Genomic DNA, 15,768 nt, shown 5'->3' with positions numbered 1-15,768 from the left:
AGTCTTCTCCTTCGGTGGTGTCACGCGGCGCGGGACAGGCGGTCGGGTGCGAGGTCGAGGCTGCGGAGCAGCTGGGCGTTGAGCGCCACGACGATGGTGGAGACCGACATCAGCAGCGCACCGACGGCCGGTGAGACGAGGATGCCCGCGAAGGCCAGCACGCCTGCGGCGAGGGGGACGGTGAAGAGGTTGTAGCCGGTCGCCCAGATGAGGTTCTGCCACATCTTGCGGTAACTCGCACGGGACAGCTCGATCACCGACAGGACGGCCCGCGGGTCGTCGGCGGCAAGGACGACGCCGGCGGACTCGATCGCCACGTCGGTGCCGGCGCCGATCGCGATACCGACCTCGGCGCGGGCCAGCGCGGGCGCGTCGTTCACGCCGTCGCCGACCATCGCGACCTTCAGCCCGCGGCTCTGCAACTCCGCGACCTTGGCGTCCTTGTCCTGCGGCAGGACTTCGGCGAAGACCTCGTCGATGCCCAGTTCCATGGCCACCGCCTCGGCGACCTGATGTGCGTCGCCGGTGATCATCGCGACCTTCACGCCGCGCCGGTGCAACGCGTCGACCGCCTGCCGCGACTCCTCGCGGACCGCGTCCTCGAGCGCGATCGCTCCCAGCACCTCGCCGTCCCGGACCACGTGCAGCACGGCCGCGCCGCGACCCTTCCACGCTTGTACTTCGGCGGCTTGCGGCTCGGACAGGTCGTGCTCCCGCAGGTACGCCGGTCCGCCGACGGCGACCTCGGATCCGTCCACCGTCGCGCGTACACCTCGACCGGTGAGCGAACGGAAGTCCGTTGCCGTTGCGCGCGCAGCCCCGACCGGTACGCGATCGGCGTACGCCCGCACGATCGCCTTCGCCAACGGGTGCTCGCTGTCGGACTCCACCGCGGCCGCGAGGCGCAGCAGCTCGTCGTCGGCGACCGCGCCGGTCGTGTACACATCGGTGACGGCCGGCTCGCCCTTGGTCAACGTACCGGTCTTGTCGAACAGCACCGCGTCGATCGTGCGCATGCGTTCGAGGGCGAGGCGGTTCTTCACCAGTACGCCGGCCTTGGCCGCGCGCTCCGTGGAGATGGCGATCACCAGCGGGATGGCGAGTCCGAGGGCGTGCGGGCAGGCGATCACGAGGACGGTGACCGTTCGAGTCACGGCCTCGTCGAGCTTGCCCAACAGAGCCCAGACGATGAACGTGATCACGCCGGCAACGGTCGCGAAGTAGAACAAGTTCGCCGCGGCCCGATCCGCCAGCGCCTGAGCTCGCGAGGACGACGCCTGCGCTTCCGCGACCAGACGCCGAATCCCGGCGAGGGCGGTGTCGTCTCCTACCGCGGTGATCTCGACCCGTACGGCGTTGTCGGTGGCAACCGTTCCCGCGACGACCGGGTCACCGACCGCGCGCGACACCGGCTGCGATTCACCGGTGATCATCGACTCGTCGACCTCGGCCCGTCCCTCCACCACGGTCCCGTCGGCCGGCACGCGTCCACCCGAGCGAACCAGTACGACGTCACCGGCCTGCAGCTCATGCACCGGTACCTCGACGACGCCGTCCGCGGTCACCTTCTCCGCCGAGTCCGGGAGCAGGGCGGCCAACGCATCCAACGCACCGGAGGCGTTGCCGAGCGCACGCATCTCCAGCCAGTGCCCGAGCAGCATGACCACGATCAGCAGCGCGAGCTCCCACCAGAAGTCCAGATCGAACCCGCCGATCTCCAGCGTCGTCACCCAGGACGCCACGAACGCCACCGAGATCGCCATCGAAATCAGCAACATCATCCCCGGCTGCCGCGCCCGCAACTCACTCCACCCACCGGCAAGGAACGGGCGCCCGCCGTACAGGAAGATCACCGTCCCGAGCACCGGCGCCACCCACGCCGCACCGGGAAAGCCCGGCCGCGAATACCCCAGCAGGTCGGCAAACATCTCACTGAACACCACCACCGGCACCGCCAGAACCAAACTCCCCCAGAACCGCCGCCGAAACTCCCCCGCATGATCCCCATGCCCCGCATGCCCCGAATGCGAGGCGGCACCAGCACCCCTGTGCGCCTCGTGCGCCTTGTGCGCCCTGTCCCTGCCGTGCGCCTCGTGCGCCCCGTCCCTGCCGTGCGCGTCGTGCCCGCCGTGCGCCCCGTCCCTGCCGTGCGCCCCGTCCCTGCCGTGCGCCTCGTGCGCCTCGTGCGCCCCGTCCCTGCCGTGCGCGTCGTGCCCGCCGTGCGCCTCGTGCTCAACCTCAGCGGGCCCGCGCTCACCATGCGCTGCATGCTCGTCGTGCCCAGCGTGCGTCTCGCGCCGGCCACTCCCCTGCCACTCTTGCCCGTCCATACCGCCAACATACCCCTAGGGGGTAAATCCACAACCCTCCCCCCGCCCAACTCGCCTCACCCCGGCGCACCGCTCGCCGAGTCGTGAAGATCGGCGATCCCCCACGACCGATTTCCACGACTCGGGGACCCCACCCCCAGCCATTCGCCACGACTCGGCGCCCGCACGGCGAATCCCCGCGACGCACGACCGTGGTGCATCACGCGGCCCGCCACGACGGGTAAACCCCTCGTGTTGGGGGTTGTCGGTTCGTGTACCACCGGACAACCCCCAACACGAACGGATATCCGGCTCTTGTGACCGACCCGTGGGTGGATCTCAGTGACCGAGCTGGCGCCCGCGCTGGACGACCGCCCACATCCCCGCAGCCGAGGCCCCTTGAGCCGACCGGGACCGCGAACACCCATCCGGGACCGTGCCCCCCGTCCTGGGACCCTGCACACCCACCTGGGACCCTGCACACCCACCTGGGACCCTGCACACCCACCTGGGACCCTGCACACCCACCTGGGACCCTGCACACCCACCCGGGACCGTGCCCACCCACCCGGGACCTCGCACACCCGCCCGGGACCTTGAACAAGCAATAACCACTCCACACCCACCACAACCTGTTCAAGCCCCCGCCTTCAGCCCGCACGCCGGCCGGCGCATCCAACCTCATACGAACGGATAACCCCGCCAGTTAGGGGTTCTCTGCTCTCATACCGATGAAGAACCCCCAACACGCGGGGATATCCGGCTCTTGTGACCGGTCCGTGGGTGGCCCGAGTGACCGAGTCGCCGCCCACGCTGCGCCGCGCTGGACCACGCTGTACCGCGCTGAACCGCGCTGAACCGCGCTGAACCGCGCTGGACGCCGCGCGCGTTCCCACACGGTGGGTTCACCCACGGTGTTGTGGGTTCCTGACCGGTGTGAAGGGTACGGAACCCACAACACGATGGGTAAACCCACCTTGCGGCGGAAACCCGGAAGCCCCTACGCCCACACCGCACCCCCGCACCCCCACGCCGCCACGCCCCCACGCCCCCACGACGCCGCCACACCACCACGCCACACCATCCCCCTCGCCGCGCGCGGAAAATGAGCCATCCCGGGCAGCACGGTCGACCGACCCAGATATCGGTCACAACAGCCGGTTGTCCCCGGACATCCCGGCGCCGCACGGCTCGGCGGCACCGGAATGCCAGAACCCGATGGGTTACAGGGGGTCGATGGGCTGGAGGGTTTCGGGGGTCAGTTCCAGCCAGCGGGTGATGCCGATGTCTCTCAGGAACGGGACGTCGTGGCTGGCGATGACCAGGGCTCCGCTGTACGCGGCGAGGGCGTCCTTGAGTTGGGCGACGCTGGACAGGTCGAGGTTGTTGGTGGGTTCGTCGAGCATCAGCAACTGCGGCGGAGGTTCGGCGAGGAGCAAAGCCGCGAGCGTCGCGCGGAAGCGCTCGCCGCCGGACAACGTGCTGACCAGCTGATCCGCCGCCCGACCGCGGAACAGGAACCTGGCCAGCCGGGCGCGTCGATCGTGGTTGTCCGTACTCGGGGCGAGCAGGGCCAGGTTGTCCACGATCGAGAGGTCGTCGCGGAGCAGGTCGAGTCGCTGCGGCAGGTAGCGGTACGGCACGGCCGGCAGATCGCCCGCCACGATCGACTGCAGCAAGGTGGTCTTGCCGGCGCCGTTTCGTCCGGTCAGCGCGATCCGTTCCGGGCCGCGGATCTCGAGGTCCACGTGTGCCCCGGTGCGCAGGACGTGATCCTCCAGCCGCAGGACGACCCGCCCGGACGGTACGGCGGTTTTCGGCAGGTCGACGCGGATCGTGTCGTCGTCGTGGACCTTCTCCTCCGCTTCGGCGAGCGCCTCCTGCGCGGACTCGAGTCGCTCGGTCTGCATGCCGAGGTGCTTGCCCGCCGAGACCTGCGCGGACCGTTTCAGCCCGCCCGCGACGATCTTCGGGATCCCGCCCTGCTCGAAGGCACGCTGCCCCCGCGCACGCCGCTGATCCACTTTCGTCCGGGCCTCGATCAGGTCCTTCTTCTGCTTGCGTACGTCGGCCTCCGCCGCGCGCAGCATCCGCTCCGCGGCCTCCTGCTCGACGGCGATCGCCTCTTCGTATGCGGTCAGATTCCCGCCGTACCAGGTGACGTCGCCCTTGCGCAGTTCGCCGATCTGGTCCACGCGATCCAGCAGCTCACGGTCGTGGCTGACGATCAGCAACGCACCACGGAACTGGTCGACCGCGTCGTACAACTGCCGTCGTGCGCGCAGGTCGAGGTTATTGGTCGGCTCGTCCAGCAGCAGTACGTCGGGACGCCGCAGCAACTCGGCCGCGAGCCCGAGCAGGATCGTCTCGCCGCCGGACAGTTCGCCGACGCTGCGATCGAGGTCGATCGCACCCAGGCCGAGTTTGCCAAGCATCGCCTCGGCGCGTTCGTCGACATCCCAGTCGTCGCCGACGATCGCGAAGTTCTGCTCCGCGGCGTCACCGGATTCGATCGCGGTGATCGCCCGCCGTACGGCGTCGACGCCGAGTGCCTGGTCGACGCGCAGCGAGGTGTCGAGGGTCAGGTCCTGCGGCAGGTACCCGAGTTCGCCGCTGACGCGGATCGTGCCGCGTTGCGGGGTGAGGCGTCCGGCGATCAGCCGGAGCAGCGTCGACTTGCCGGCGCCGTTGCGGCCGACCAGCCCGGAACGGACCGGTCCCGCAACAAACGTCAGCCCGTCGAACACCACCTCGCCGTCAGGCCAGGCGAAGGAGAGATCGGTACAGGACAGGGAAAAGCTCATAAAGGTTGGACTCCCAACGAGGTCTCGGACGAGACCGCGCACCAAGAACAGGTGGCGATCGATCGACTGCGGAGAAAGACCTCGGAGTTACAACCTGGACCCCTGACGCCGGGAATGGGACGCCGCCCATCGTACGGGCGCCCTCGGGCAGCTTCAACTACTTTTCCGAAAGCTTGCGGCGGGCAACGACTATCAGATCCACCAGCGCGACCACGATGAACGCCGCGAAGGTGATCACCCAGCCCGTCGGCAGGTCGTACACCACCGCGAGCACTGTCGCCGCCACGAACAACAGCACCCCGAACACCGACAACACGATCCGCAGAGTCAACGCGCTCCGCGGCGGTGGAGGCTCGTACGCCATAACTCCCTAGTACCCGCTTCGGCATGGGCCCGCACCCGCGGAGGCACCCCGGTCAGGGTGCTTTGCGAAGCCAGGTTTCGACGCCGGCGATGTGGGCGGTCATCCAGGCGCGGGCGGCGTCGGCGTCCTGGGACTCGATCGCGTCGAGGATCGCGGCGTGTTCGGACAGGGTTCGTTCGACCGCGCCGGCCTGGGTGACGCCGCGCCAGATCCGAGCGCGCTGGGTGGCGCCGGAGATGCCGTCGAGGAGTGAGCAGACGACCTGGTTGCCGGTCGCCTCGGCGATGCCCCGGTGGAAGCGCAGGTCGTTCGCGACCAGTTCCTCGACCGACGCGTCGGAGGTCAGATCGCTGGTCAGCAGTCGCAGTTCGGTGAGCTGTTCGGGGGTGATGCGGGTCGCGGCGAGCGCGGCGACACCTGGTTCGAGCAGCCGCCGTACCTCGAAGAACTGCAGCACCGAGTCGTCCCGGTGCAGGTCGACCATGAAGTTGAGCGCGTCCAGCAGGTGCGCCGAGTCGAGACTGGTCACGTACGTACCGTCGCCGTGCCGGACGTCCAGCACGTTGACGAGCGTGAGTGCCTTGACCGCTTCCCGCAGCGAGTTCCGCGACAACCCCAGCCGGGCGGCGAGGTCCGCCTCCTTCGGCAACCGGTCGCCCGGACCGAGTTCCCCCGAGGTGATCATCCCCTTGATCTTGACGATCGCCTCATCCGTCAACGCCATCTCGTCAGTATGCCCTCACTCAGCGTGCACCGCGCCTCCCCCGGACCATCCAAGTGGGTCATCTCAACAGGACGTGTCCGGTCGGTGCGGGCATCCTTACGCTCAACCGTCGCGCTGACCGGCACCAGCGGGCGGATACGTCCTGTCGAACTGACACATACCCCGACGACGGGACCTGGTCCGGTCTGACGCCGGCCCGGAGGCGCAGCGAGCGCTGAAGGCCAATCATGCCCAGGTGGACTGATTTCGAGCGTGACATTGGACACACTTCCGCAGGGTCCTACCCATAACGAACAGCAAGCAATCCACTGCATACAGTGGCCAGCCACGCTCACGGCCGCGGCCGCATCACCCCCGGAAGACGGCCGGAACCCCACATCTGCAAGGCGTCCCGCAGCGACGCCGACGGCGATCGGCGGCGAGTGGACGCATGCCGACGGCAAGTGAGCTGAAACACCTTCGTGGGCAGTGTTTCAGGGCACGGAACGGCGGGCCCCGAGAGCCCGACCACTCGACACACTGGTCCGATGGTCCCCGGCTGTGGAAGTGGTCCGGGTGCTATTAGCCTTTGCTTGGGGCACCACCCATAACATCAGCATTAACCAACCCGTGGTACCGGACCCGAAATCGGAAGAGGCGAACTGCCAAGTGGCCACCGAGCCATCAGACACCAATCCCCTAGCAGCCTTCGGTGCGAACGAATGGCTGGTCGACGAACAGTACGAGAAGTACCTGCAGGACCCGAAGTCGGTGGATCCGGCGTGGTTGGACTTCTTCAAGACGTACAAGCCAGGTGACGCGGCGCCGGTGACGACCACCCCGGCCGACGCTCCCCGGCCGGACGAGGTGTCCGACAACAAGACTCCCGAGGCGCCGAGCCGCGGTACGGCGCCGGCTGCCCCGGCCTCGAGCGCGCCCGCGGCCACCACCGCCGCGCAGCAGCCGACCCCGGCCCAGGCCGCCGCCCAGCCGGCCGCTCCGGCCCAGCCGAAGACCACGGCCGACACCAAGGCGACCCCGGCCGCTGCGCAGCCGGCCGCGAAGCAGACCCCGGCGCAGTCCGGCGCCCCGACCGGAGGCACGGTGAACCAGCCGCCCAGCGCGCAGCCCAAGCCCGCTCCCGCGACCGCCTCGGACAGCGAGCGGCTGATCCTCCGCGGCGCCCCGGCCCGGACCGCGCAGAACATGGAGACCAGCCTGACGGTCCCCACCGCGACGAGCGTCCGCCAGGTGCCGGTCAAGTTGCTGATCGACAACCGGATCGTCATCAACAACCACCTCAAGCGCGCCCGCGGCGGCAAGGTGTCGTTCACGCACCTGATCGGCTGGGCGCTGGTCCGGGCGCTGAAGACGCTGCCGGACATGAACGCGTCGTACGACGAGACCGACGGCAAGCCGACCCTGGTCAAGCCGGCGCACATCAACCTCGGTCTGGCCATCGACATGAAGAAGCCGGACGGCACCCGGCAGCTGCTGGTGCCGTCGATCAAGGCCGCCGAGACGATGAACTTCGCCGATTTCTGGATGGCCTACGAGGAGATCGTCCGCCGGGCCCGCGACAACAAGCTGGCGCTGCCGGACTTCCAGGGCACCACGATCAGCCTGACCAACCCCGGCACGATCGGCACCCAGCACTCGGTGCCGCGGCTGATGACCGGCCAGGGCTGCATCATCGGCGTCGGCGCGATGGAGTACCCGCCGGAGTACCAGGGCGCAGCCGAGGAGACGATGGCCAAGCTCGCGGTCAGCAAGGTGATGACGCTGACCTCGACGTACGACCACCGGATCATCCAGGGCGCTCAGTCGGGTGAGTTCCTGCGCCGGATCCACCAGCTGCTGCTCGGCGAGGACGGTTTCTACGACGAGATCTTCCAGAGCCTGCGGATCCCGTACGAGCCGATCCGCTGGGCCGCCGACCTCCCGCACAGCCACGAGGAGGACATCAGCAAGCAGGCCCGCGTCCTCGAGCTGATCCACGCGTACCGGGTGCGCGGCCACATCATGGCCGACACCGACCCGCTGGAGTACAAGCAGCGCAGCCACCCGGACCTGGACGTCGCCACCCACGGCCTGACGCTGTGGGACCTCGACCGCGAGTTCGCCACCGGCTCGTTCGGCGGCGGCGACCGGCGGTTCATGAAGCTCCGCGAGATCCTCGGCATCCTCCGCGACTCGTACTGCCGGACCACCGGTATCGAGTACATGCACATCCAGGACCCCGAGCAGCGCAAGTGGATCCAGGAGCGGGTCGAGCGGCCGCACACCAAGCCGCCGCGCGAGGAGCAGCTGCGGATCCTGGCCAAGCTGAACGAGGCCGAGGCGTTCGAGACCTTCCTGCAGACCAAGTACGTCGGTCAGCGCCGGTTCTCGCTCGAGGGCGCGGAGACCACGATCCCGCTGCTCGACGAGCTCTGCGAGGAGGCGGCCGGCGCCGGTTTGGACGAGGTCGCGATCGGGATGGCGCACCGCGGCCGGCTGAACGTGCTGGCGAACATCGTCGGCAAGTCGTACGGCCAGATCTTCCGCGAGTTCGAGGGCAACATCGACCCGCGGACCGTGCAGGGCTCCGGCGACGTCAAGTACCACCTGGGCGCGGAGGGCGAGTTCGTCTCCGAGTTCGGCGACAAGATCAAGGTGTCGGTGGCGGCCAACCCGTCGCACCTGGAGACCGTCGACCCGGTCCTCGAGGGCATCGTCCGGGCCAAGCAGGACATCCTCGACCGCGGCGCCGCGTTCCCGGTGCTGCCGGTGCTCGTCCACGGTGACGCGGCGTTCGCCGGCCAGGGCGTGGTCGCGGAGACGCTGAACCTGTCCCAGCTGCGCGGGTACCGCACCGGCGGCACGATCCACGTGATCGTGAACAACCAGGTCGGCTTCACCACCTCGCCGGCCTCGTCGCGCTCGTCGATGTACTCCACCGACGTCGCGCGGATGGTGCAGGCGCCGATCTTCCACGTGAACGGCGACGACCCCGAGGCCTGCATCCGGGTCGCGGACCTCGCCTTCGAGTACCGCCAGGCGTTCAACAAGGACGTCGTCATCGACCTGGTCTGCTACCGCCGCCGCGGTCACAACGAGGGTGACGACCCGAGCTTCACCCAGCCGCTGATGTACGACCTGATCGAGCAGAAGCGCTCGGTCCGCAAGCTGTACACCGAGGCCCTGATCGGTCGTGGCGACATCACGATCGAAGAGGCCGAGCAGGCCATGCAGGACTTCCAGCAGCGGCTCGAGCGAGTGTTCGCCGAGGTCCGGGACGCGAAGAACGAGCCCGACACGCCGGCGCCGTACGTGACCGTGCCGGTGTACCCGGACAAGCCGGAGGGCCCGGACGCGACCGCGATCAGCCGCGAGGTGCTGAAGAAGGTCGCCGACGCGTACACCACGCTGCCCGAGGGCTTCACGGTGCACCCGAAGGTGCAGCCGCAGCTGCAGCGCCGGGCGCACGCGATCACCGAGGGCCCACTGGACTGGGCGAGCGCCGAGATCACCGCATTCGGTTCCCTGCTGCTCGACGGGCGTCCGGTCCGGCTCGCCGGTCAGGACAGCCGCCGCGGCACGTTCGTGCAGCGGTTCGCCGCGATCATCGACCGGGTCAACGGGCAGGACTACGTCCCGCTGCAGCACCTGGACGAGGGCAACCAGGGCAACTTCTACGTCTACGACTCGCTGCTCAGCGAGTACGCCGCGCTCGGGTTCGAGTACGGGTACTCGGTCGCGCGGCCGGAGGCGCTGACCCTGTGGGAGGCGCAGTTCGGCGACTTCGTGAACGGCGCCCAGTCGGTCATCGACGAGTACATCTCGTCCGGTGAGGCGAAGTGGGGGCAGAAGTCCGGCGTCGTGCTGCTGCTGCCGCACGGCTACGAGGGCCAGGGCCCGGACCACACGTCGGCCCGGATCGAGCGGTTCCTGCAGCTGTGCGCCGAGAACGCGATGACCGTCGCGCAGCCGTCGACGCCGGCGTCGTACTTCCACCTGCTGCGCCGGCACACGCTCGGCGAGGAGCACGTCCCGATGATCGTCTTCACGCCGAAGCAGCTGCTCCGGCGCAAGGAGGCGGTGTCGATGCCGGAGGAGCTGACCCACGGCACCTTCCGGCCGGTGCTCGGCGACGCCGCGGCCGAGGAGAACGCGGCCGCCGTCGAGCGGGTCATCCTCTGCTCGGGCCGGATCGCGTACGACCTGTTCGCGGAGCGCAAGAAGGTCGAGCCGGACAAGATCAGCACCGCGATCCTCCGCGTCGAGCAGCTGTACCCGCTGGCGCACGAGGAGATCGTGGCCGAGCTGGCGAAGTACCCGAACGCCGGCGAGATCCGCTGGGTCCAGGACGAGCCGGCCAACCAGGGTCCGTGGCCGTTCATGGCGCTGAACCTGACCGAGCACCTGGGCGGCAAGCCGTTCTACCGGGTGTCCCGGCCGGCCATGTCCGCCCCGGCGGTCGGGTCGCACGGCGTGCACGTGGCCGAGCAGGCGACGCTGCTGAAGCAGGCGTTCAGCTGACATGTACTTCACCGACCGCGGCATCGAGGAGCTCGAGAAGCGACGAGGCGAGGAAGAAGTCTCCCTCGCCTTCGTCGCCGAGCGCCTGCGCGAGTTCGTCGACCTGAACCCGGAGTTCGAGACGCCGATCGAGCGCTTCGCCACCTGGCTCGCCCGCTTGGACGACGAGGACGACTAGGTCCTAGCCTGAGTGAATGCCCTTCGCCACGCATCCCGTACGCCGGGTCGCCGCGGCGGAGGGCATTCGCTTGTCCGGGCAGTGGCCGCACACGATCCCCGCCGTCCGTCAGTTGCTGACGGACGGGCTCGATCTCGACCCCGGTGTCACGTTCCTGGTCGGCGAGAACGGCACCGGCAAGTCCACGCTGGTCGAGGCGATCGCCGTTGCTTTCGGGATGTCTCCTGAAGGCGGCTCCACCGGCGCCCGACTGACCACCCGCGTCACCGAGTCGTCCCTCGCCGACGAGCTGCTCCTCACCCGCGGCATCGGCGGCAAACGTGCGGGCTTCTTCCTCCGCGCGGAGACGATGCACGGCTTCTACAGCTACCTCGAGCGCAACCCGAAGACCTCCGGCCCGCCCGAGCCCGTCTTCCACGAGATGAGCCACGGCGAGAGCTTCCTGAGCCTGATCAACAACCGCTTCGTCCGCGAGGGCTTCTACTGCCTCGACGAGCCCGAGTCCGCCCTGTCGTTCGCCAGCACGTGTTGTGAACCTCCGGGTATGCACAAGTGCCCGAAACGGGGCTCGGCGGCCCTGATTCAGGGGGTTCTGCATACCTGGAGGTACGCGCGGCCTCAGTCCGTATGCGGTGGGCGGGTCCGGCGGGGCGGATCCGGGGCCAGGGAGCCGTCGGGGGCGATGTGTTCGAAGATCTGGTCGACGAGGTTGAGGACGTGCGGGTCGTCGACGGTGTAGATGTGGCGGCGGCCTTCGCGGCGGGCGGTGATGATGCCGGCCAGGCGGAGTTTGCCGAGGTGCTGGCTCGCGGTGGCGATACTCACGCCGACCCGTTCCGCCAGGGTGCCGACGTCGTACTCGCCCTGGGCGGCCAGCGACACGAGGTGTAACCGGACCGGAGCGGAGAGCATGGCGAAGGTGCCCGCGGCGGATTCGAGCTGCGCCTTCGTCGGTTCAGGGTTGGTCATCGCGCTGACATTGTGACCGCTGGAGGAGTCTTCCGGCAGTCCGGCGTGCCGTGGTGACGACGGTCTCATACTTTCGCAATTGCGAAAGTATCAAAACGCTGGCAGGCTGGAACCATGTTCCGAGCCGTCCGCCCTGTGCTGATGCTGCTCGCGGCGGCGATCCCCGCGGTCGTCCTGCGCGTCACCGGCACCCATCCACCGGCCCTCCCCTCGATCCTGATCTTCGGCCTCGCGGTCGTCGCCGCGTCGTTCGTGCTGGCGTGGGCGGCCGAGGCGGCGGAGGTGGACATCGCGGGCGGTCTGGCGATCGCGGTGCTCGCGGTCATCGCGGTTCTGCCGGAGTACGCGGTGGACCTCTACTTCGCGCACACCGCCGGCTCGAACCCGGAGTACGTCCAGTTCGCCGCCGCCAACATGACCGGCTCGAACCGGCTGCTGCTCGGCCTCGGCTGGTCCAGCGTCGTCCTGATCGGCCTGTACGTCGCCGCGCGCCGCAGCGGGCGCACCGTGAAGACACTCGTGCTCGAGAGCGACTACCGCCGTGAACTGGGGTTCCTCGCGGTCGCCGGTGTGGTCGCGTTCGTGATCCCGGTGACCGGCGAGATCCATCTGCTGCTGGGCATCCTGCTGCTCGCGTTCTTCGCCTTCTACCTGTACCGCGCCGCGACGTCGGAGCACGACGAGGAGCCGGACCTGATCGGGCCGGCCGCGACTATCGGCGCGCTCCCGAAGCACCAGCGCCGGTCGGTCGTGGTGGCGATGTTCCTGCTCTCCGCCGGGGTGATCCTGGCGTCGGCCGAGCCGTTCGCGGACTCGCTCGTGGCGGGCGGTCACGCGCTCGGGGTCGACCAGTTCCTGCTGGTGCAGTGGCTGGCGCCGCTGGCGTCCGAGGCACCGGAGTTCATCGTCGCGCTGCTGTTCGCCTGGCGGGGCAAAGGCGCCGCAGCCCTCGGTCTGCTGATCTCGGCGAAGGTGAACCAGTGGACGCTGCTGATCGGCAGCCTGCCGATCGCGTACGGCATCGGTGGCGGCGGGGCCGCTCTGCATCTGGACGGACGGCAGATCGAGGAGTTCCTGCTGACCGCGACGCAGACGGTGCTCGGCATCGCGATCCTGCTCAACCTGCGCTTCCCGCGCTGGGCGGCCTGGACGCTGCTGGGTCTGTTCGCGGTGCAGTTCGCCGTGCCGGGTCAAACCGGTCGCTACGTGATCAGCGCGATCTACCTGGCGCTCGCGATCGCCGCAGCGATCCACAACCGCCACCAGCTGATCCCGACGATCACGGCCCCGTTCCGCCGTACCGTTCCGGAGCCGGCCACCGACCGCGAACTGGTCGAGGTCTGACCGCCTGCTAGCGTGCCCAGGTGGACGACCTGGGATCCGTCACGTGGCCGCCTGAACCGATCCGGACCGAGCGCCTGGTCCTGCGCGGACCCGAGGCGCGGGACCGGCCGACCGTCATCGAACTGCTCGCCTCGGCGGAGGTTCACACCTACCTCGGCGGGCCGCACGACCGGGCCGAGTTGGAGGAGAAGCTGCCGGAGGTTCCTGGCCAGTCACCGGGAAGTTTCGTGGTCGAGCTCGACGGGTCGATGATCGGCCAGGTACTGCTCCGGCGCGCGCCGGCGGATCGTCGCTCGGCCGCGGCCGGGAAGGTCGATCTCGGATATCTGTTCCTGCCGCACAGCTGGGGACAAGGGTACGCCGCCGAGGCATGCTCGGCCGCGCTCAACTGGTTGGACGAGGTGCTCCCCGGCGAGCCGGTCGTCCTGGCGACCCAGACCGCCAACACCGCGTCGCTGCGCCTGGCGGCCAAGCTCGGCTTCACCGAGGTGGAGCGGTTCGTCGCCTGGGACGCCGAGCAGTGGCTGGGTGAACGACCCGCGCCAACCCGCTGACGACCGTCAGCTGGCCTGCTGGTCCGGGAGGTTGGCGGCCGGGCGGTTGCGGCGTTCCTGCGGACCGGGACGGCCGCGACGCCGGCCGGACAGGAACTTCTCCCCCGCGGCGGTGCCGGTGAACTTGGTGCGGCGGGCCCATTCCCGGCATTCGTCGATGACCGGGCAGGCCGTCAGGCAGACCGCCTGCGCCTTGCGCTGTTCCCAGTGGCTGGCGTTCTCGTCGTACGACGGCGCCTGCCCGATACATGCAGCCTTCGTCATCCAGCGGTCGGCCGGGTCAACGATCACTGTCAATGTAGGCCTCATGGGCTCCTGCTCCTCAGACGATCGGGCGGATCGGTAGGAACAGAGTGACGTGGTCGCGTTGCCCCGGTGCGACGCGAATGTTTCAGCCGTGCAACGTCGGCCTGTTGACCTGTCACAACGGTGCCGCTGGCACTAACCGCGTACCAGGCGGATCTCCCAGAGGTCGAAGTACGGGTCGTGCTTGCCGGTGCCGTCGGGTTCGAAACCGTGCCGGCGGTAGAAGGCGAGGGCCCGCTCGTTGGCCTCGAAGACCCAGAGGAACGCCGGCTGCTTGCCAACGGCAACGTCCAGCAGGCGGCTGCCGAGACCGGTCTGCCAGAACGCCCGCCGGGTGTAGATCGCCTCCAGCTCGAACGGCACCGGCGCGTCCTCGTCCCGCCCCGGCCCGACGCCGATGAACCCGGCGACCCGATCCTGCACCGGCGCGTCCGGATCCGGGTTCAGCGCGATCCACCGCTGCCGCCCCGGCCCGAGCGGGGTCGTCCAGCGCGAGATCCGGCGATCGATGTCCGACGTACGCTCAAGCAGCAGGTCGTCCGGGACGAGACCGGCGTACGCCTCCCGCCAGCAGAGCAGGTGACACCAGGCCGCGGCCACCGCCTCGTCAGCGGTGACCGGGCGAATCTCAGGCGGTTGCACTCAGACAGTAAAGACGATCTTGCCGAACACGTCGCCCGCGTTCATCTTCTCGAACCCGGTCCGCGCTTCGGTCAGCGGCAGCACCGTGTCGATGTGCGGCGAGATCCCGGCGTTCGCCATGAACTGGACCAGCTCGGCCAGCTCGGTCCGGGTCCCCATCGTCGAACCCTGCACCCGCAGCTGCAGGAAGAAGATCCGGTTCAGCTCGGCCGACTTCGGCGCCTGCCCGCTGGTCGCGCCGGAGATCACCAGCGTGCCGCCCTGCTTCAGCGACTTCAGCGAATGCGACCAGGTCGCCTGCCCGACCGTCTCCATCACGGCGTCGACGCGCTGCGGCAGCCGAGCGCCGGATTCGAACACATCGTGCGCGCCGATCTCCAGCGCCTTCGCGCGCTTACCCTCGTCCCGGCTGGTCGCCCACACCCGGATGCCCGCGGCCCGCGCCAGCGTGATCAGTGCGGTCGCGACACCACCGCCGGCGCCCTGTACCAGCACGGTGTCCCCCGGCTTGAGCCCCGACTGCGTGAACAGCATCCGGTACGCCGTCAACCATGCCGTCGGCAGGCACGCCGCCTCCTCGAAGCTCATCCCGGCCGGCTTCGGTACGACGTTGTGCGCCGGTACGGCGACCCGCTGCGCGAGCGTGCCCGGGTACCGCTCGCTCAACAGCGACCGCTTCGGGTCGAGGGTCTCGTCGCCGCGCCATGACGGGTCCGAGATCACCGCGTGCACGACGACCTCGTTGCCGTCCGGGTCGACGCCCGCCGCGTCGCAGCCGAGGATCATCGGCAGGCTTTGCTCGGCCAGCCCGACGCCCTTCAGCGACCACAGGTCGTGGTGGTTGAGCGCGGTGGCCCGGACGTCGATCGTCACCCAGCCCTCGGGCGCGTCGGGTTCGGGCCGCTCCCCCACCTCCAGCGCGGCAACCGGGTTCTCGGCATCGAACTTCGCGGCGTAGGCAGCAAGCATGCAGCCCACACTAGATGATTGATGCACGGGGATTGGTGTCCGGCGTGGATGCGTGACGGCACGGGCGAGGGTGTCCAGAATCGGCGCTGCTTACCCAAGTCTCGA

At 69.1% G+C, this 15,768-nt stretch carries 12 protein-coding genes and 1 pseudogene; 5 read left to right on the top strand and 8 right to left on the bottom strand.

Features of this window, described 5'->3' with window-relative positions; translation table 11 throughout:
• Positions 1-20: 20 nt before the first annotated feature.
• The 4 genes from AB0B82_RS14340 to AB0B82_RS14325 all read right to left on the bottom strand — a co-directional run bounded on the left by AB0B82_RS14340 (position 21) and on the right by AB0B82_RS14325 (position 6,201).
• Complete coding sequence (locus tag AB0B82_RS14340) at positions 21-1,928, bottom strand: copper-translocating P-type ATPase (RefSeq protein ID WP_360167159.1); 1,908 nt, start codon at positions 1,926-1,928, stop codon at positions 21-23.
• A gap of 1,604 nt (positions 1,929-3,532) precedes the next feature.
• Positions 3,533-5,113, bottom strand: a complete 1,581-nt coding sequence (locus tag AB0B82_RS14335; protein WP_360166917.1) for an ATP-binding cassette domain-containing protein — start codon at positions 5,111-5,113, stop codon at positions 3,533-3,535.
• 157 nt (positions 5,114-5,270) lie between these two features.
• Complete coding sequence (locus AB0B82_RS14330) at positions 5,271-5,477, bottom strand: DUF6343 family protein (RefSeq protein WP_360166914.1); 207 nt, start codon at positions 5,475-5,477, stop codon at positions 5,271-5,273.
• 52 nt (positions 5,478-5,529) lie between these two features.
• A complete protein-coding gene (locus AB0B82_RS14325; protein WP_360166911.1) occupies positions 5,530-6,201 on the bottom strand; it encodes a FadR/GntR family transcriptional regulator in 672 nt (223 codons plus the stop codon).
• Positions 6,202-6,849: 648 nt separating this feature from the next.
• Here AB0B82_RS14325 and AB0B82_RS14320 point away from each other — a divergent pair.
• Genes AB0B82_RS14320 through AB0B82_RS14310 form a run of 3 tightly spaced genes read left to right on the top strand, consistent with a single transcriptional unit; the run spans position 6,850 to position 11,618 of the window.
• Positions 6,850-10,701 (top strand): multifunctional oxoglutarate decarboxylase/oxoglutarate dehydrogenase thiamine pyrophosphate-binding subunit/dihydrolipoyllysine-residue succinyltransferase subunit, encoded by a 3,852-nt coding sequence (locus AB0B82_RS14320; protein ID WP_360166908.1) that lies wholly within the window; start codon positions 6,850-6,852, stop codon positions 10,699-10,701.
• A 1-nt stretch (position 10,702) separates the two neighbouring features.
• Positions 10,703-10,879, top strand: coding sequence for a DUF6104 family protein (locus AB0B82_RS14315; RefSeq protein WP_355476126.1), 177 nt, complete (start codon positions 10,703-10,705; stop codon positions 10,877-10,879).
• Positions 10,880-10,895: 16 nt separating this feature from the next.
• Positions 10,896-11,618, top strand: a complete 723-nt coding sequence (locus tag AB0B82_RS14310; RefSeq protein ID WP_360166905.1) for an AAA family ATPase — start codon at positions 10,896-10,898, stop codon at positions 11,616-11,618.
• Positions 11,619-11,644: 26 nt separating this feature from the next.
• Here AB0B82_RS14310 and AB0B82_RS14305 read toward each other — a convergent pair.
• A pseudogene (locus AB0B82_RS14305) lies at positions 11,645-11,791 on the bottom strand (ArsR family transcriptional regulator); the annotation flags it as partial.
• Between the two features lie 171 nt (positions 11,792-11,962).
• On the opposite strand from AB0B82_RS14305, the gene AB0B82_RS14300 reads away from it, so the two are divergent.
• A complete protein-coding gene (locus AB0B82_RS14300; RefSeq protein WP_360166902.1) occupies positions 11,963-13,192 on the top strand; it encodes a sodium:proton exchanger in 1,230 nt (409 codons plus the stop codon).
• Between the two features lie 20 nt (positions 13,193-13,212).
• Entirely contained in the window at positions 13,213-13,746 is a 534-nt protein-coding gene (locus AB0B82_RS14295; protein WP_360166899.1) for a GNAT family N-acetyltransferase, read from the top strand.
• A gap of 6 nt (positions 13,747-13,752) precedes the next feature.
• Here AB0B82_RS14295 and AB0B82_RS14290 read toward each other — a convergent pair whose 3' ends face one another.
• The 3 genes from AB0B82_RS14290 to AB0B82_RS14280 all read right to left on the bottom strand — a co-directional run bounded on the left by AB0B82_RS14290 (position 13,753) and on the right by AB0B82_RS14280 (position 15,663).
• Entirely contained in the window at positions 13,753-14,055 is a 303-nt protein-coding gene (locus tag AB0B82_RS14290) for a WhiB family transcriptional regulator (protein ID WP_360166896.1), read from the bottom strand.
• Positions 14,056-14,187: 132 nt separating this feature from the next.
• The gene (locus AB0B82_RS14285) at positions 14,188-14,694 is read right to left on the bottom strand and encodes a GNAT family N-acetyltransferase (protein ID WP_360166893.1); all 507 of its coding nucleotides are present in this window, start codon (positions 14,692-14,694) and stop codon (positions 14,188-14,190) included.
• On the bottom strand, positions 14,695-15,663 hold the full coding sequence (locus AB0B82_RS14280; protein ID WP_360166890.1) for a zinc-binding dehydrogenase: 969 nt from the start codon (positions 15,661-15,663) through the stop codon (positions 14,695-14,697).
• Between the last annotated feature and the right edge of the window lie 105 nt (positions 15,664-15,768).

The sequence above is a fragment of the Kribbella sp. NPDC048915 genome, assembly GCF_040649595.1.
Classification (GTDB): domain Bacteria; phylum Actinomycetota; class Actinomycetes; order Propionibacteriales; family Kribbellaceae; genus Kribbella.
The sequence above is the reverse complement of the archived record's forward strand: the minus strand, read 5'-3'. Positions and strand labels throughout refer to the sequence as shown.